Annotated in this window: 17 protein-coding genes; 16 read left to right on the forward strand and 1 reads right to left on the reverse strand. The window is 48.0% G+C overall.

What is annotated here, in order from left to right; all coding sequences use genetic code 11:
* Window positions 1–59 precede the first annotated feature (59 nt).
* From ACTTK7_RS11715 to rsmI, 5 genes are read left to right on the forward strand one after another with little or no spacing between them, the layout of a single operon-like run.
* The gene (locus tag ACTTK7_RS11715; protein ID WP_462868270.1) at window positions 60–1,778 is read left to right on the forward strand and encodes an ABC transporter ATP-binding protein; all 1,719 of its coding nucleotides are present in this window, start codon (window positions 60–62) and stop codon (window positions 1,776–1,778) included.
* Window positions 1,775–3,607: an ABC transporter ATP-binding protein gene (locus tag ACTTK7_RS11720; protein ID WP_462868271.1), complete on the forward strand. Its 1,833-nt coding sequence runs from the start codon at window positions 1,775–1,777 to the stop codon at window positions 3,605–3,607. The genes ACTTK7_RS11715 and ACTTK7_RS11720 overlap by 4 nt, the downstream gene beginning before the upstream one ends.
* A gap of 40 nt (window positions 3,608–3,647) precedes the next feature.
* Window positions 3,648–4,388: a tRNA1(Val) (adenine(37)-N6)-methyltransferase gene (locus ACTTK7_RS11725; protein ID WP_462868272.1), complete on the forward strand. Its 741-nt coding sequence runs from the start codon at window positions 3,648–3,650 to the stop codon at window positions 4,386–4,388.
* On the forward strand, window positions 4,375–4,665 hold the full coding sequence (locus tag ACTTK7_RS11730) for a GIY-YIG nuclease family protein (RefSeq protein ID WP_462868273.1): 291 nt from the start codon (window positions 4,375–4,377) through the stop codon (window positions 4,663–4,665). The genes ACTTK7_RS11725 and ACTTK7_RS11730 overlap by 14 nt, the downstream gene beginning before the upstream one ends.
* The gene (gene rsmI, locus ACTTK7_RS11735) at window positions 4,634–5,500 is read left to right on the forward strand and encodes a 16S rRNA (cytidine(1402)-2'-O)-methyltransferase (protein WP_462868299.1); all 867 of its coding nucleotides are present in this window, start codon (window positions 4,634–4,636) and stop codon (window positions 5,498–5,500) included. The genes ACTTK7_RS11730 and rsmI overlap by 32 nt, the downstream gene beginning before the upstream one ends.
* 40 nt (window positions 5,501–5,540) lie before the next feature.
* Here rsmI and ACTTK7_RS11740 read toward each other — a convergent pair whose 3' ends face one another.
* Window positions 5,541–5,834: an AbrB/MazE/SpoVT family DNA-binding domain-containing protein gene (locus tag ACTTK7_RS11740; protein ID WP_022792877.1), complete on the reverse strand. Its 294-nt coding sequence runs from the start codon at window positions 5,832–5,834 to the stop codon at window positions 5,541–5,543.
* 655 nt (window positions 5,835–6,489) lie between these two features.
* On the opposite strand from ACTTK7_RS11740, the gene metG reads away from it, so the two are divergent.
* The 11 genes from metG (at window position 6,490) to ACTTK7_RS11795 (ending at window position 16,735) form a co-directional block, all read left to right on the forward strand.
* On the forward strand, window positions 6,490–8,475 hold the full coding sequence (gene metG / locus ACTTK7_RS11745) for a methionine--tRNA ligase (RefSeq protein WP_462868274.1): 1,986 nt from the start codon (window positions 6,490–6,492) through the stop codon (window positions 8,473–8,475).
* An 18-nt stretch (window positions 8,476–8,493) separates the two neighbouring features.
* On the forward strand, window positions 8,494–9,258 hold the full coding sequence (locus tag ACTTK7_RS11750) for a TatD family hydrolase (protein ID WP_462868275.1): 765 nt from the start codon (window positions 8,494–8,496) through the stop codon (window positions 9,256–9,258).
* Between the two features lie 88 nt (window positions 9,259–9,346).
* Complete coding sequence (gene rnmV / locus ACTTK7_RS11755) at window positions 9,347–9,913, forward strand: ribonuclease M5 (protein ID WP_462868276.1); 567 nt, start codon at window positions 9,347–9,349, stop codon at window positions 9,911–9,913.
* Window positions 9,910–10,788 carry a 16S rRNA (adenine(1518)-N(6)/adenine(1519)-N(6))-dimethyltransferase RsmA gene (rsmA, locus tag ACTTK7_RS11760; RefSeq protein WP_462868277.1) on the forward strand — a complete coding sequence of 293 codons (879 nt, stop codon included), beginning with the start codon at window positions 9,910–9,912 and terminating at the stop codon, window positions 10,786–10,788. Before rnmV ends, rsmA begins: the two co-directional genes overlap by 4 nt.
* Before the next feature lie 120 nt (window positions 10,789–10,908).
* On the forward strand, window positions 10,909–11,163 hold the full coding sequence (locus tag ACTTK7_RS11765) for a Veg family protein (protein WP_022792872.1): 255 nt from the start codon (window positions 10,909–10,911) through the stop codon (window positions 11,161–11,163).
* A 251-nt stretch (window positions 11,164–11,414) separates the two neighbouring features.
* Window positions 11,415–12,278, forward strand: coding sequence for a 4-(cytidine 5'-diphospho)-2-C-methyl-D-erythritol kinase (ispE, locus tag ACTTK7_RS11770; RefSeq protein WP_462868300.1), 864 nt, complete (start codon window positions 11,415–11,417; stop codon window positions 12,276–12,278).
* Window positions 12,279–12,337: 59 nt separating this feature from the next.
* A complete protein-coding gene (gene purR / locus ACTTK7_RS11775; RefSeq protein WP_462868278.1) occupies window positions 12,338–13,180 on the forward strand; it encodes a pur operon repressor in 843 nt (280 codons plus the stop codon).
* On the forward strand, window positions 13,177–13,554 hold the full coding sequence (locus ACTTK7_RS11780; protein ID WP_462868279.1) for a RidA family protein: 378 nt from the start codon (window positions 13,177–13,179) through the stop codon (window positions 13,552–13,554). Before purR ends, ACTTK7_RS11780 begins: the two co-directional genes overlap by 4 nt.
* 343 nt (window positions 13,555–13,897) lie before the next feature.
* On the forward strand, window positions 13,898–14,194 hold the full coding sequence (gene spoVG, locus ACTTK7_RS11785; protein ID WP_322525281.1) for a septation regulator SpoVG: 297 nt from the start codon (window positions 13,898–13,900) through the stop codon (window positions 14,192–14,194).
* Window positions 14,195–14,379: 185 nt separating this feature from the next.
* Entirely contained in the window at window positions 14,380–15,768 is a 1,389-nt protein-coding gene (gene glmU, locus ACTTK7_RS11790) for a bifunctional UDP-N-acetylglucosamine diphosphorylase/glucosamine-1-phosphate N-acetyltransferase GlmU (protein WP_462868280.1), read from the forward strand.
* 16 nt (window positions 15,769–15,784) lie between these two features.
* Window positions 15,785–16,735, forward strand: a complete 951-nt coding sequence (locus ACTTK7_RS11795; RefSeq protein ID WP_462868281.1) for a ribose-phosphate diphosphokinase — start codon at window positions 15,785–15,787, stop codon at window positions 16,733–16,735.
* Window positions 16,736–16,823 lie beyond the last annotated feature (88 nt).

A 16,823-nucleotide genomic window follows, 5' to 3' on the forward strand; every position in this document is an offset into this window, starting at 1 on the left:
GCGTGTGCTAAAATATAAATAATTCTTTACGCGGGCAGAAATGTGCAAGGAGTCTTTTGATGAAAACTATTTTACGCTACGTTCGTCCTTATAAAGCAGCAGCGGTATTGTCTTTTTTTCTGCTTTTGATTGAATTATCGGTTGAATTATTTCAGCCGCTTCTTCTTGCGAGGCTGATCGATGAAGGACTGGCAAACAATGATATCGGCCTGGTCGTAAGCCTTGGGCTCGCGATGGCCGGCCTTGCCCTCCTCAGCTTTGGTGTCGGGGTGCTGAACTGTTTTTTCGCAGATCATGTCGGGCACAGCACCGGCTTTGATCTGCGTAATGAAATGTATAAGCGTGTCCAGGAGTCGAGCCTGGAGAATCTGCAGGATTTCCCGCAGTCCTCGTTACTGACCAGGCTCACCAATGATATTACCCAGGTCCAAAACATGATTGTAATGATGCTCCGTTTTATGCTTCGTTCGCCACTTTTGCTAATTGGCGCGACGGTCATGGCTTTTGTGGTAAATGCCAGAATGGCGCTTATACTGGTGATTTTTATTCCTTTTTTACTGTTGATCCTCGCCTGGCTGATGACAAAAGGAATGATTTATTTCGGCAGTTTGCAAAAGCGCATCGATGCCGTAAACAGGGTGATGAAGGAAAACCTTGGCGGCCTAAGGCTTGTACGAGTTTTTGGCCGCGAGCAGCATGAAATTAAACGTTTTTTTGTGCAGAATGAAGCTCTCCAGGCGAGTGCTGTCAAAGCTTTTCGCTATACAGCTCTTACTTCGCCGATCCTTTTATTTTTAATGAACGCAGCGATTGTGCTCATGCTTTGGATCGGAGGCTCTGCCGTGCAGAACAACGAGGCCCAGGTAGGTGAGGTGGTAGCGGTAGTGAACTATGCTGCAAGAATGACTGGCGCGCTTGGCGTGGTTGGTATGCTGATTACACTGCTTGCCCGGGCGAGAACCTCCGCCTCACGGATTGAAGAAGTGCTCGAAGGTGCCGAAAAGGAAAATTCCGGCCAGGAGGACGTAAAAGAAGAAGGAAGTATAGACGTCCAGTTTGAAAATGTGACTTTTGCTTATAGCGACAGCCGGGTCCCGGCTCTGAATGATGTGACGTTTCACGTGAAACGCGGCGAGCAGATGGCGGTTCTCGGGGCGACCGGGGCTGGTAAATCTTCTTTGTTCCAGTTAATGCTTCGTTTGTATGAGCCGGTCAGCGGCCGTCTGTTTATTGATGATGCAGACACCAGGGATCTTAACATTGCTTCGTTAAGAACCCAGATTGGCTACGTGCCCCAGGAGGCAAAATTGTTTTCGGGAACAATTCAGGAAAATATTCAGTGGGGGCGTGAGGAAGCCGGAGCTGAAGAAATAAGCAGAGCGGTGGAGACAGCTCAGCTTGAGGAAACGATCCGGGCCCTGCCTGAGCAGGAGCAGACGATGATCGGCCAAAATGGCGTAAATCTTTCGGGGGGCCAGAAACAGCGGGTGACGATTGCCCGGGCATTGCTGAGAAACCCGGGGCTGCTGCTCCTCGATGACAGCACGAGCGCGCTTGATGCGGAAACGGAAGCACAATTTCTGAAGGCGCTTGAAGCGTATCCGTGTACCTCCATTTTAGTAACCCAAAAGCTTTCCACGGCACTGAAGGCGGATAAAATGCTGCTTCTTGAGCACGGGGAAGTTATCGGCTTCGGCACTCACGAAGAGCTTTATGATGAATCTGCATTCTACAGACAGCTGTATCAATCACAATACGGGAAGGAGGCGGCGACATGAAAAGGCACTGGATTACCTCGCCGTTTCAATATAAACACCCGGACATTGATCCTTCCCAGACAGACGACCGCCCGGATGCTGATCAGATACAGAACTGGAAACGTACCACCGCCCGGCTCTGGTCTTATCTGTCCGTTCAGAAATGGCGCCTGACGGCTGTTTTTGTCTGCGTGCTTTTTACTGTTGCCTTTATGCTTTCGGGGCCGCTGCTTCTTGGTCATATCGTTGACCAGTATTTAGTGCCGCAGCAGCTCGAAGGGCTTGCAACGATACTATTACTGTTGTTTGCTGTGTACGTTGGATGGGGAGTTATGAGCACTATCCAGACTTATGTGATGATTTCTCTTGCCCAGCAGGTCGTTTTTAAGCTTCGCTACCATCTTTTTTCTCATCTTCAGACGCTGCCGCTGTCGTTTTTTGATAAACGACAGGACGGTTCCATCATGAGCAGAATGACGAACGATATGGATAACATATCAACTACCTTAAACACCTCTGTCGTGCAGATCATGACCAGCCTGTTAACGTTTACCGGTATTCTCGTTATTATGTTAGTAATCAGCCCGCTTCTCACCTTTTTTACGCTTTTGTTTCTGCCGGTTATGTTTTTGGGTCTGCGCTGGATTACCAGGCGAACCAGACTGTTGTTTCAAAAGCAGCAGCAGGCGGTTGGGGCAGTGAATGGGTATGCTGAAGAAACGATTTCCGGCCAGTCGATCGTGAAGGTATTTTCCAAAGAGCCGCGCGTCATGAAAAACTTTGAACAGGAAAGTGAAACCCTTCGTCATGCAGGGTTTTGGGCTCAGACGTATTCGGGTTTTATCCCGAAATGGATGAATTTTTTAAACAATATTAATTTCGCGGTTACGGCAGGAGCCGGAGGCATTTTGGCGTATTATGGTGTCGGTGCAGTTACTATTGGCACGATCGTGATTTTCGTGGAATATTCCCGTCAGTTTACCCGGCCGTTGAACGACCTGGCGAATCAGTTTAATGCTCTGTTTGCGGCGCTTGCCGGAGCAGAGAGAATTTTTTCGTTTCTGGACGAAAGGGCGGAGGATCACCGGGAGGAGAGAGGAACAGCCAAGACTGTTTCCGGGGAAGTAGAGTTTCGGGGCGTTACGTTTGGTTATGAAAGCGAAAAGGTGCTCCGCGGCATTGATTTTCATGTGAATGCCGGCGAGACAGCTGCTTTTATAGGCCCTACCGGTTCCGGGAAAACAACCGTTATGAATTTAATTATCGGTTTTTACACGGCGGAAGCCGGAGAGATTTACGTGGACCAGACACCTCTTTCCGAATGGAATATTAAACATCTTCGGAAGCAGATGAGCGTAGTTCTGCAGGATGATTTTCTGTTTGAAAAAACGGTAATGGAAAACATACGCTACGGTAATTTGGAGGCCACGGATAAAGAAGTAATAGAAGCGGCAAAAGCGGCAAATGCCCATGCATTTATCGAGCGGCTGCCGGAAGGATATCAGACGATGCTTGGGAAGGAAGGAAGCGGGTTCAGTCACGGGCAGAGGCAGCTGCTTTCCATTGCCAAGGCAGTCCTGTCCGACCCGAAAATTCTGATTCTTGATGAAGCAACGTCAAGCGTGGACACTGTAACAGAGATGAGAATACAGGAGGCGCTGGGGCGTTTAATGAAAGGCCGTACTTCTTTTGTAGTGGCGCACCGCTTAAATACCATTGAAAAAGCAGATATCATCTACGTAATGGATGATGGAGAAATTGCAGAACAGGGAACGCACAGAGAGCTTCTTCGAAAGCAGGGGCGATATGCAGCTTTTCAGGAGGCCAATCAGCAGAAGGTGGATATATGAAAAAAACTGTGAATCAACACAAAACCAGGGGGCGTAGGCAGTGAAAGAGGTATTACAGGCAGGAGAGAGAGTCGACTATACCCCTTCCAGGAAACCTATTATTCAGCATGAAAATGCTTTTGCGTTTTCCATTGACTCGGTGCTGCTTGCGTACTTTTGCTCTGTACCGAAAACTATTGGAAAAATTATCGATCTTGGGACTGGCAACGGGATTATTCCTCTATTATTAACAGAGCGGAGCCGCGTTCCTGTTACTGGTATAGAAAGGCAGCCGGAGCTGTGTGATATGGCGGCCCGGACGATGGCGATGAACGAAGCGGACGGGCAGATTACCGTTCAGCAGGAAGACATACGGACGATTCGTTCCAGGTATCACGGGGATCAGTGGTCACTGGTGACGTGCAACCCTCCTTATTTTGATACCGGCCGGGAGACAATGAAAAATAAGCAGGAAAAGCTGGCAAACGCACGTCACGAGGAGCACGGAAGCCTGGAGGAATTTGTCCGGTCCGCTGCATTTTTAGCCAAGCAGAAAGGAAAGGTGGCTATAGTTCTTCGTCCGGAAAGGCTCGCAGAGCTGTTTAGCTACTACCAGAAATACCGGATCGAGCCGAAGCGGATACAGTTTGTGCATCCCAAGGCAGGGCGGGCGGCAAATATTGTAATGGTAGAGGGAATGAAAGCAGGGAGGCCCGGTTTGGAATGCCTTTCCCCGATTATTGTATATAATGCGGACGGAGAGTATACAGAGGAGTTTCGGTCGTACTATGGAACAAAATAAACATGTTGTCTATATACTGCAATGTCGGGACGGGAGCCTGTACACCGGCTATACAAACAATCTGCAAAAGCGGCTGGAAGCCCACAATGCAGGCCGGGGGGCAAAGTATACGAAGGGGAGGGGCCCCGTGCGGCTCGTTTATCATCAAAGGTTCCCTACAAAAAGAGAGGCCATGCGGGAGGAATATCGTATTAAGCAGCTTCCCCGCAGTCACAAACAACGGTTAATGAAGGAGGCGTATGATGATGACCCAGCAGTTCAGCTTTCAGGCTACTGAAAATACTGGCATGCTTTATTTAGTGCCAACACCGATCGGGAATTTAGAGGATATTACTTTTCGGGCGGTCCGTATACTTCAGGAAGCGGAATATATTTTGGCCGAGGATACGAGACAGACAAAAAAGCTTACTCAGCACTATCAGATAGATACGCCTTTAGAAAGCTATCATGAACACAACAAGCGTCAAAAACAGGAAAAAATTCTGGAGTGGCTTACAGAGGGAAAACAGGTGGCGATAGTAAGTGATGCAGGTACGCCGCTGGTATCTGATCCCGGAGATGAACTCGTGCAAAAATGCATTGCACAGGGAATACCGGTAGTGCCGCTGCCCGGTGCAAGTGCTCTTCTGCCAGCTCTGACGGCTTCCGGACTCGGGGGCGGAGGCTTTTATTTTCATGGGTTTCTGCCGCGGAAGAAAAAAGAGATACGCACAGTTCTGCACGAGCTTCCGGCAGGCGTACCAATTGTTTTGTATGAATCACCCTACCGCCTCCTCGGGACAGTCCACTTTCTGTATGAAGAATGGGGCGACGTGCCGGCTGTCGTAGCAAGAGAATTAACGAAAAAATATGAAGAGTTTGTTCGGGGCACCCTGCTTGAAGCAGCGGCTGCTTTTGAGAACAGAGACATTAAAGGAGAGTGCGTATTGATTGTAGAAAAGCCTTTGTCGGATGAATCCAAAGAAGAGGAGCATGGGCCGATGGAGGAGGAAGTCCGGAAGTATGTGGAAGCAGGGGCCTCAAGCAAGGAAGCGATAAAAAAAACTGCCCAGCGTCGGAATGTTAAAAAACAGGAAGTGTATGCAGCCTACCACGGGCTGAATAAATCATAAAAAAGAGCCTTTCCCCAAAAGGAAAAGCTTTTTCGTGAACTTAAGCGTTCGATTTATGGTTTTGCACATAATCCTGAAGATCTTTAATAATTGCTTCAGCGCCTTCAGGGGAAAGAATGATTTTACCGTCAGCAAGGGATAAGTTGTCATCCGACACTTCTCCGGTTACTTGGCAGGTCATGTTTGGTTTGTATTTTTTCAATACAATGCGGTCATGATCCACATAAATTTCAAGAGCGTCTTTCTCTTGAATTTCAAGCGTGCGGCGGAGTTCAATCGGAATAACTACGCGCCCTAATTCGTCAACCTTACGTACGATACCTGTTGATTTCATTGGTAGGTCCTCCTTAAATTTAGCTTTATTCGTCAAAATTCGACATTTTCTATCTGTACGCTAACAATACCAATGTTTTCTAATACCGTCAACGAATTTGAATTATGGTTTCTGTGAAATTTAACAAAAATTTCAATTGAATATACACAAATAAATCAATTTATACGTATGTGTATATACTTATTTTCAAAAAATAAAGGCTTTATCATCCCGATTGTGTATAAAAAACCATAAAAATTTATAATAGGAAAATATTTACTTGGTGGAAAACTAATTTGTCGAATTGTCGAATAAAAATATTTTTGACGAAAAGGGAAAAAACACATAGTATATTAGTGTAGAAAATATTGGCCCGACGAATGGATGAGTATCTATAGAAGCCGGCACAGAGAACCGGGAATGCTGGAAACCGGGGCGGCAGAATTAGAGAATATGGTCCGGGAGGGCGTCCGTGTGAGCTGTAATAGCAAAGGCGGGCCGTCGGCGGCGTTAACGCTGGACTTCCGGGGGCTGGGTGCTCCTGGAAATAAGCCGTTGTTTGTAAAAATAACGGAAATTTGGGTGGTACCACGTGAGCGCAGCTTTCGTCCCTTTGGCGGACGGAGGCTTTTTTATATTGGAAGAGTTCCACATATCTTTAAAGGAGGACATAAGCATGCCAGAAGAAAAGAATACTTTTTATTTAACGACACCAATCTATTATCCGAGTGGAAAGCTTCATATCGGACATGCGTATACGACAGTGGCGGGGGACGCCCTCGCCCGTTACAAGCGCCTGAGAGGCTACGATGTAAAGTATTTAACCGGCACAGATGAGCATGGACAGAAAATAGAAAGAAAAGCGGAAGAAAACGGGGTCAGCCCGCAGCAGTTCGTCGATGATGCCGCCAGGAATATTAAGCAGCTGTGGGACAAATTAAATATTACCTACGATGATTTTATCCGCACGACTGAAGACCGCCACCGCGATGCTGTCCAGCTCATTTTTGAAAAGCTGAAAGATAACGGGGATATTTATCTGAGTGAATATGAGGGCTGGTACTCGGTGCCGGATGAGACCTTTTATACAGAAACGCAGCTTGAGGATAAACAATATGACGAAGCAGGCAATGTAACCGCTGGTATCAGTCCGGAAAGCGGTCATCCGGTGGAGAAGGTGCGGGAAAAATCGTATTTTTTCAGGATGAGCAGGTATGCCGACCGTCTGCTTCAGTTTTATGAAGATAATCCAGAATTTATCCAGCCGGAATCCCGTAAAAATGAAATGATCAATAACTTTATTAAACCGGGGCTTGGCGATTTATCCATTTCAAGAACAACGTTTGAATGGGGGATCCCTGTCAAAAGCGACCCGGAGCACGTGGTGTACGTATGGATTGACGCGCTCAGCAACTACATTACTTCACTCGGCTACGCGACAGAACACGATGAAGAATACCAGAAATACTGGCCGGCGGATGTGCATATTGTCGGCAAGGAAATCGTGCGTTTCCATACTATTTACTGGCCGATTATGCTGATGGCCCTCGATCTGCCGCTTCCAAAGAAAGTGTTCGGCCACGGATGGCTTTTAATGAAGGACGGAAAAATGTCGAAGTCCAAAGGCAACGTCGTTGATCCGATTCCGCTTGTCGACCGCTACGGCCTGGATGCTGTCCGCTACTATCTGCTGCGGGAAGTGCCGTTTGGCTCCGACGGGGTGTTCACGCCGGAGGGATTTGTCGACCGGCTGAACTATGATCTCGCAAACGATCTGGGCAATCTTTTAAATCGTACCGTGGCAATGATTAACAAATATTTTGACGGCTCCATCCCGGCCTATGTAAAGGATGCGAGTCCGTATGATGCTTCGCTGCTTGAGCTGATAGAGGCAACCGTCACAAAGGTGGAAAATGCCGTGGAGGAAATGGAGTTTTCAGTGGCTCTGACAGCTATATGGCAGCTTATCAGCCGGACAAACAAATACATTGATGAAACCCAGCCGTGGATTCTTGCAAGAGACGAAAGCGAGCGGGAAGTGCTTGGCTCCGTCCTTTACCATCTGGCGGAATCTCTGCGGGTAATCAGTATACTGATTCAGCCATTTATGACAGAAACGCCGAAGAGCATCTGGTCACAGCTTGGAATAGATAAAGCAATTACAGGCTGGGAGACGACGAAATCCTTCGCTCATATAAAAGAAGGCACCAGAGTAGCCGGTAAGGCTGTGCCTGTCTTCCCTCGTCTTCAGCAGGAGGATGAAGTGAAGTATATTATTGAGTCGATGGGTGGTACAGTGAAAGCGGAAGCAGAAGAGGAAGAGGAAACGGAAGAAAACGGTGAAATCACGATTGATGACTTTGGCAAAGTTGAGCTGAAGGTGGCGGAAATCATCGACGCAGAACCGGTCAAAAAGGCTAATAAACTGCTTAAAATCCAGCTTGACGTAGGAGATGAAAAGCGTCAGGTCGTTTCCGGCATCGCAGAGCATTACACCCCGGAGGATCTGAAGGGCCGGAAGGTGATCTGTGTGACCAACCTGAAGGCGGTGAAGCTTCGGGGAGAGTGGTCGGAAGGAATGATCCTGGCTGCTTCTAAAGGAAAAGAACTGACGCTTGCCACTATCGATCAGGCTCTTCCAAATGGATCGGTCGTGAATTAAAGAAAGGACGAGAATGTGATGCTTTTTGATACGCATGTTCATCTGAACGTAGAACAATTTGAAGGAGAAGTCGCAGAAACGATCGGACGGGCTAAAGAAGCCGGGGTTGAATACATGACGGTTGTCGGCTTTGACCGGGATACAATTCCTAAAGCGATAGAGCTGGCGGAAACGTACGATTTTATTTATGCAGCAGTCGGCTGGCATCCGGTCGACGCTGTCGATATGACCGATGAGGACCTGGACTGGCTGGAGGAGCTTGCCGGCCACCCCCGCGTGGTAGCTCTCGGGGAGATGGGACTTGATTATCACTGGGACAAATCTCCGAAGGATGTACAAAAAGAGGTATTCCGCCGGCAGATCCACCTGGCAAAGAAAGTGAACATGCCGATTATTATTCATGACCGCGAGGCCCATGATGATATTGTCGATCTGCTGGAGGAAGAAAATGCGGGAGAAGTCGGCGGTATTATGCACTGCTTTGGCGGCACTGCCGAAACCGCGAAGCGCTGTATGGATATGAATTTTTATATTTCCTTTGGCGGTCCGGTTACGTTCAAAAACGCAAAGCTCCCTAAGGAAGTAAGCAGGGAAATTCCGATGGACCGGCTGCTGGTGGAAACCGACTGTCCGTTTTTGGCGCCGCACCCTTACCGGGGCAAGCGGAACGAGCCTGCGTACGTAAGGCTGGTAGCTGAAAAAATCGCAGAACTGAAGGAAATTCCGTATGAGGAATTGGCTGAACAGACGACAAAAAACGCTAAACAGCTTTTTCGTCTGTAAACGATGAACAGGCCCGCTCTTTCCATAACAATGGAAAAGCGGGCTGTATCATAGCAATAGACTAAATTGGCTTAGAAGGAAGGTAACCGTGCGTATTTACGAATGTATCGTAGTGGAGGGCAAATCTGATACCGCAGCTGTCCGTAACGCGGTGGAGGCGGACACCATTGAAACAAACGGCTCGGCAGTAAGTGAGGAGGCGCTCCGCCGGATTGAACTGGCCAGGGAGCGGAGAGGGGTCATTATTTTGACTGATCCGGATGTTCCGGGCGAGAGAATCCGACGGATAGTAAGCCGGCGAGTGCCGGGGTGCAAGCACGCTTTCTTAACAAAAGGTAAAGCCTTCGGGAGTCCGGGCCAGAGTCTGGGTGTGGAGCACGCTTCTGCAGAAACGATCCGGGAAGCCTTAAGGCACGTGCGCAGCGAAAAAGAGCATCCGGAAGTGACAGCAGCAGTAACAAGGCAGGACCTTCTGGAGCTTGGGCTGTTCGCAGGAAGCGGCTCTAGGGATAAACGTGCCCGCCTGGGGGAAATACTGAACATTGGATATGCCAATGGAAAGCAGTTTTTGAAAAGGCTGGAGATGTTTCAAATCAGCCAGGCTGAATTTACCGCGGCACATGAACAATTACTGGAAGAGGAGGAGAAGGCGTGAAGGATATAGCAACCCCGGGGCGGACAAAGGATATACTGGAAAGACACGGATTTGCGTTTAAAAAGAGCCTGGGACAAAATTTTTTAATCGACGCAAACATTTTAACACGCATTGCAGAAGCAGCGGGCATAGAGCCGGAGGACGGGGTCATAGAGGTAGGGCCCGGAATTGGAGCGCTCACAGAGCATCTCGCAAAACAGGCCGGGCAGGTGGAGGCGTTCGAAATCGACCAGCGCCTGCTTCCGATTCTTGAAGAAACGATGGCTCCTTATCCGCATGTCCGGGTGCGCCACCGCGATATTCTGCAGGTGGACCTCGGGGCGTTTATTCGTGAACACATGAGTGAATGCCGAAGTGTATCCGTCGTAGGGAATCTTCCGTATTACGTTACAACTCCCATACTGATGGCAGTGCTCGAACAGAGGCTGCCGATAAAAAATATCGTGATTATGCTGCAAAAAGAAGTGGCAGAGCGAATGGCGGCTGTCCCCGGTACGAAAGCCTACGGCTCTTTATCGATAGCGGTACAGTATTTTGCGGAAACAGAAAGGGTACTGACCGTTCCTAAAACCGTTTTTATTCCGCAGCCGCGAGTCGATTCGCTGATTCTCCGCTTGAGAAAACGCTCCGCTCCGCCGGTGCATGTAGTGAACGAAGAATTCTTTTTTCGCCTGGTGCGGGCATCATTTGTGCAGCGCAGGAAAACGCTGTGGAACAATTTACTTCACCAGCTCGCTGGACCGGAGGGCAAAGACAGACTGTTGCACGCGTTTGAGCAGACCGGGCTCGACCCGGGAAGGCGCGGTGAAACGCTCTCCATGGAGGAATTTGCTCTATTATCCAATGAACTTGCTCCATTTTATCAGGAATTTTAAGACATTCCGAAAAAGAAGATTTAGTAATTGACATTCAAATTAAAGAATTGTTATAATGAAAAATTTTTGACAACTAACCCGGGTTATGTTAACATGATTTTTAGTGAGGTGGGTTAGACAATGGGAAAAACATTGGTGGAGATTAAAGAAGCGTTGGATTTAAAAGTAGGTAAACGAGTCACGGTAATTGCTAATGGCGGACGCAAGAAAACCGTCGAACGTTCCGGGTATTTAGAGGAAACATATCCTTCCGTCTTTATTGTCAAACTGGACAGAGCCCAGCATCCTGTCGAACGTCTTTCTTACAGCTATACAGATGTACTCACCCAGACAGTCAAACTGTATCTAACGGAAGAAGAAGAGCTTCAGGCTTAACTAACACATACGAATGCAGTCCCCGGACAGCATACAGGCTTTCTGCGCTAAGCGGGAAGCTTTTTTCAATTTTAAACCCACATTAAATAAAGGACGCCAATAGACGCGTGAAAGCCTGATTTTTGAAGCCGTGTGTGCCTGCAGCGGCAAGGGAAGCTTTTCCTGCTGTACATGCTGCTGTTTTTCAACTAAAATGTTAGAAGGTTGAAAGTACGGTAAACGTGGAGGAAGATGAGAGAAGGAGAATGATGGTGAAGTTATCAAAAAAGGCTCCGGCGAAAATAAATCTGACGCTCGACGTTTTAGGTAAACGGGCGGATGGCTATCACGAAGTGAAAATGGTGATGGCCCAGGTGGATTTGGCTGATCGTCTGGAGTTTGAGCGAAGAAAAGATGGAAAAATTGTCGTGCAGATGTCGGAAGGCTTTCTTCCGGAAGACCATAGAAACCTGGCTTATCAGGCTGCAAAGTTGTTGAAGGATAGATACCGGATTGCATACGGCGTATCGATCTTTATACATAAAAATATCCCTGTAGCTGCCGGGCTCGCCGGTGGCAGCAGTGATGCCGCAGCTACGCTGCGGGGAGTGAATGAGCTGTGGGAAATCGGTGCGGACATGGAGGAGCTGGCAGAAATTGGGGCGCTCATCGGCTCGGACGTCTCCTTCTGCGTACACGGGGGAACGGCGATCGCTACCGGACGGGGAGAGCAGATTGAGCACATTGACCCGCCCCCGTCCTGCTGGGTAATTTTAGCTAAACCTCCTACAGGCGTTTCCACCGGGGAGATTTATCGCAGAATTGACGCGGCGAAAAAACGCCAGGAGATGACCCCGGCGATGGTGGAGGCGATTCGGAATAACAATTATGAACAGCTTTGCCGCTCTTTATCCAATACCCTTGAAGAGGTAACTCTGCCGCTTTATCCCGAAGTGGGCCAGATTAAAGCCCGCATGCTCGATTCCGGTGTAGATGCTGCACTGATGAGCGGCAGCGGTCCTACTGTTTTCGGGCTGGTGGATAAGGAAAGTAAAGTAAGCCGTGTGTATAATGCGTTGCGTGGCTTCTGCTCCCAAGTGTACGCGGTTCGCCTGTTGAACAACCGAAACGCTTGATAAAATCCGTATGAAAATGGTATATTCTTGCTAAATATTCGGATTTTACGGAGGTAAGCATGAAAAAACTGAAACGAAGCGGCCGGTTGGTTGATATGACCAATTTTTTGCTGCAGCATCCACACGAACTTATCTCTCTTGGTTATTTTACAGAGAGGTATGATTCTGCCAAATCCTCGGTAAGTGAAGATTTGACTATCATTAAAGAAATTTTTGAAACACAGGGCGTCGGGGCACTGCGTACGGTGGCAGGGGCGAGCGGCGGCGTGCGATATGTGCCGAAAATGGAAAAAAACGCCGCGGAGCTTTTTGTCGGAGACCTGTGTGAAAAGCTCGAAAATAAAGAGCGGCTGCTGCCTGGAGGATATTTATATATGATGGATATTCTTGGGCGCCCGCGGACGATGAACGAAGTGGGGAAAATGTTTGCTTCTGTTTTTGCAGACAGGCAGATTGATGCCATTGTCACTGTGGCTATGAAAGGCATTCCTCTTGGATATGCGATTGGTACATACCTTGACGTACCTGTAAGTATTGTGCGAAGAGACCACAGGGTCACGGAAGGCTCGACAGTAAGCATTAACTACGTATCAGGTTCATCGAGACGGATCCAGACAATGTCTCTCGCGCGGAGGAGCCTGCCGGAAGGATCCAACGTACTTGTGGTGGACGATTTCATGAAAGCGGGCGGTACGGTAAGCGGAATGATAGAACTGCTGCAGGAGTTCCGGGCGAACGTGGCAGGCATCGGAGTGCTTGTAGAGGCCGAAGGCGCGGGAGAGCGGCTGGTGGATGATTACGTAAGCATTGCAAGAGTGGAAGAGGTAAATGAAAAGACGAAAAACATTCGCGTAGTTCCCGGCAATTTTCTAACAAAGCTGGAAAAGGAGAGATCAAGATGAAGGAAGTATTCACTAAGCAGGCACCAGAGGCTATCGGCCCGTATTCGCAGGGGATTAAGGTGAATAATGTATTTTACAGCTCCGGCCAGATTCCTTTGACGCCGGCAGGCCAAATCGTAAGCGGCGGTGTTGAAGAACAGACGCACCAGGTTTTTCAAAACCTGCAGGCAGTGCTCGCTGAAGCCGGTTCTTCGCTGAATCATGTTATTAAAGCCACAGTATTCATTAAAGATATGGATGAGTTTCCGGTTATTAATGAAGTGTATGGGTCTTACTTTCAGGAACACCAGCCGGCCCGTTCATGTGTCGAAGTGGCCCGTCTCCCTAAGGATGTAAAAGTGGAAATTGAAGTTATTGCTTTACTTGCTTCCTGAATTACAGTGCTCTGTGCTGCCTGAGCGAATGGCAGCCGGAGTGCTGTTTTTTTTACGATATAGGTAGAAAAGAGTATGTGACAAGCCGATAAGAAGAATAAAGGAAGGATTTTTAAATGCAGGACTTTTAGTTCGAGTAAAAAGATGTGGTAACATAATTAAAACATCGTTATACTGAATACATGTTTATATACTTTAAAATTTAAAATATTTGCAGGCGATTTTTTGTCCGGGCAGGACTCAGCGCAATAATGTAGAAATCAATAACCAGCCTCTTTATGCTTTACGTGGAAGAGGAGATACATATAGATGAGAAGGTTAATAAATCGAAGGTGGTGAAAATATGCAGGTAACAGATGTCAGGCTGCGCCGGGTAAATACTGATGGACGGATGAGAGCGATTGCTTCTATTACATTTGATGAAGAGTTTGTGGTCCATGATATTCGGGTCATTGATGGAAATAACGGTCTCTTTGTTGCTATGCCGAGTAAACGCACCCCTGATGGGGAATTCCGCGATATTGCCCATCCTATTTCGTCAGCAGCGAGAGAGAAGATCCAGTCCGCTGTATTGGCAGAATATAACGAGCAGGAGCAGCAACCCGCAGAAAAAAATTTCAACGAAGCCGGCGCTTCGTAACATCATATGCACCAGGGCAGCGATAACGGTCTCGAGGGGGCCGTTATTTATTTTTGGCTGTAAACGGAATCAGGTGGATAGGTAACTGTTCATTATGTAGAATAGGTAATAGTGTATTCTTGAAAACCGAAAGCTTTTAAGATATTATTCTTAATGGACAAAAATGCGCATATGGAGGAACCTACATGAATAATCGCTATGCCGTTATTTTAGCTGCCGGAAAAGGCACCCGCATGAAATCCAGCCTCTATAAAGTACTTCACCCTGTCTGCGGAAAACCGATGGTGGAGCACGTGGTGGATGAGCTCGAAGCCGCTGGCGTCGACCAATTAGTGACGGTGACCGGCCACGGGGCAGAAGCTGTCGAAGAGCATCTAAAGGAGCGTACTTCCTATGTGCTTCAGGAGGAACAGCTTGGCACGGCTCATGCTGTAATGCAGACGAGAAAGATGCTTGAAGGTAAAAAGGGGACGACTATCGTTGCGTGTGGAGACACTCCATTGATCCAGGGAAGTACGATGCAGGCGCTGATGGATCATCATGAACAAATGGAAGCAAAAGCAAGCATTTTAACAGCCGTAGCAGACGACCCTGCCGGGTACGGGCGGGTCATCCGGGGCAGCAGCGGGGAAGTTGTCAGGATCGTTGAACATAAGGATGCAGATGAAACGGAAAAAAGCATCCGGGAAATTAATACGGGGACCTACTGCTTTGACAATGAAGCGCTGTTTCATGCTCTCAGCCAGGTGGATAACAATAATGTGCAAGGTGAATATTACCTTCCTGATGTCATTGGTATCCTCCAGGAGAAGGGGGAAACCGTATCTGCCTGGACCACCCCGGACTTTTCTGAGACAATCGGGGTGAACGATCGCGTGGCTTTATCCCAGGCTGAAAAAGCCATGAAGCGCCGCATTAATGAACATTGGATGCGACAGGGAGTAACTATCATTGATCCGGAGAATACTTATATCTCTAAGGAATCTGTGATCGGCGCTGATACAGTAATTGAGCCCGGAACAATTCTCCGCGGCAGTGTACATGTAGGAACCTCCTGCCAGCTCGGCCCGCATTCAGAAATCAGCAACGCAGTCATTGGCAGCGAAACAGTGGTCCGTCAATCGACAGTGACGGACAGCGAGGTAGGAAACTCCGTACAAATCGGCCCTTATGCCCACGTCCGGCCGGCTTCGTCAATCGGTGATGAAGCCAAAATCGGCAATTTTGTTGAAATCAAAAAAGCTTCCATCGGACAGGGAAGCAAAACGTCCCACCTCAGCTACATTGGAGATGCAGAGGTAGGAAAAAATGTGAACATCGGCTGCGGCTCCATTACTGTTAATTACGACGGTATGGGCAAGCATTTAACGAAAATCGAAGATAACGTGTTTATCGGATGTAACTCCAATCTTGTAGCTCCGGTAAACGTTGGGAAAGGCGCTTACGTAGCAGCAGGTTCCACTATTACTTCGGATGTGCCGGAGGATGCGCTTTCCATTGCGCGGGCAAGGCAGACGAATAAAGAAAACTATGTAAGTGAAAAATTAAATGCAGATAAAAAGCAAAACAAGTGACGGAGGGAATTAAAAAATGTCCACGATGGATCGCTCCAATTTGAAAGTATTCACCCTGAACTCGAATCCAAGGCTCGCAGAGGAAATTGTTGAACAGATCGGTACAACAATGGGGCTCAGCTCTGTAAAACGATTCAGTGACGGAGAAGTGCAGATAAATATTGAAGAAAGTATCCGCGGCTGCGATGTCTTTTTGGTCCAGTCAACTTCAGACCCGGCCAATGAACATCTTATGGAGCTTTTGATTATGATCGATGCCATGAAGCGGGCTTCGGCAAAAACGATCAGCGTTGTCCTCCCTTATTACGGCTATGCACGTCAGGACCGTAAGGCCCGGGCGAGAGAGCCTATTACAGCCAAGTTGATTGCCAATCTGCTGGAAACAGCTGGAGCGACCAGAATTTTGAGTCTGGACCTGCACGCAACGCAAATTCAGGGATTCTTCGATATTCCGGTGGATCAGCTGCAGGGAGAGCCTATCTTGTCCCGTCACTTCAACGAAAAAGGCCTGGAGGATCTCGTTATTGTATCGCCTGACCACGGAGGCGTGGTGCGCGCACGCAGAATGGCAGACCGCTTAAAGGCTCCTATCGCGATTATTGATAAGCGCCGGCCGCGTCCAAACGTTTCAGAGGTCATGAATATTGTCGGTGACGTAGAAGGCAAAACGGCAATCATTATTGATGATATTATTGATACCGCCGGAACGATCACTCTTGCAGCGGATGCGTTAATCGAGTCGGGCGCAAACAATGTTTATGCGTGCTGCACGCATCCGGTACTATCCGGACCGGCAATAGAAAGAATCGAAAATTCCAGGATTGAAGAGCTTGTAGTAACAAACTCCATCGTGCTCCCGGAAGAGAAAAATATCGATAAAGTAACACAGCTTTCCGTCGGTCCGCTTATGGCTAAAGCAATTATTAATGTCTTTGAGCAGACTTCGGTCAGCCGCTTGTTTAATTAATCTACAAGAAAATCAATGGTTTGAATAAGCCATTGATTTTTGATGTGGATTCTGGTATAATTCTGTCTCAAGTGGGCAAAATTACGCG

It is taken from the genome of Marinococcus tarijensis (genome assembly GCF_054971385.1).

What these genes read in the sequence shown, in the direction of transcription:
- ACTTK7_RS11715 (WP_462868270.1), top strand. Translation starts at nt 60, where the DNA reads ATGAAAACTATTTTACGCTACGTTCGTCCTTATAAAGCAGCAGCGGTA.
- ACTTK7_RS11720 (WP_462868271.1), top strand. Translation starts at nt 1,775, where the DNA reads ATGAAAAGGCACTGGATTACCTCGCCGTTTCAATATAAACACCCGGAC.
- ACTTK7_RS11730 (WP_462868273.1), top strand. Translation starts at nt 4,375, where the DNA reads ATGGAACAAAATAAACATGTTGTCTATATACTGCAATGTCGGGACGGG.
- rsmI (WP_462868299.1), top strand. Translation starts at nt 4,634, where the DNA reads ATGACCCAGCAGTTCAGCTTTCAGGCTACTGAAAATACTGGCATGCTT.
- ACTTK7_RS11740 (WP_022792877.1), bottom strand. Translation starts at nt 5,834, where the DNA reads ATGAAATCAACAGGTATCGTACGTAAGGTTGACGAATTAGGGCGCGTA.
- metG (WP_462868274.1), top strand. Translation starts at nt 6,490, where the DNA reads ATGCCAGAAGAAAAGAATACTTTTTATTTAACGACACCAATCTATTAT.
- ACTTK7_RS11750 (WP_462868275.1), top strand. Translation starts at nt 8,494, where the DNA reads ATGCTTTTTGATACGCATGTTCATCTGAACGTAGAACAATTTGAAGGA.
- ACTTK7_RS11765 (WP_022792872.1), top strand. Translation starts at nt 10,909, where the DNA reads ATGGGAAAAACATTGGTGGAGATTAAAGAAGCGTTGGATTTAAAAGTA.
- purR (WP_462868278.1), top strand. Translation starts at nt 12,338, where the DNA reads ATGAAAAAACTGAAACGAAGCGGCCGGTTGGTTGATATGACCAATTTT.
- ACTTK7_RS11780 (WP_462868279.1), top strand. Translation starts at nt 13,177, where the DNA reads ATGAAGGAAGTATTCACTAAGCAGGCACCAGAGGCTATCGGCCCGTAT.
- spoVG (WP_322525281.1), top strand. Translation starts at nt 13,898, where the DNA reads ATGCAGGTAACAGATGTCAGGCTGCGCCGGGTAAATACTGATGGACGG.
- glmU (WP_462868280.1), top strand. Translation starts at nt 14,380, where the DNA reads ATGAATAATCGCTATGCCGTTATTTTAGCTGCCGGAAAAGGCACCCGC.
- ACTTK7_RS11795 (WP_462868281.1), top strand. Translation starts at nt 15,785, where the DNA reads ATGTCCACGATGGATCGCTCCAATTTGAAAGTATTCACCCTGAACTCG.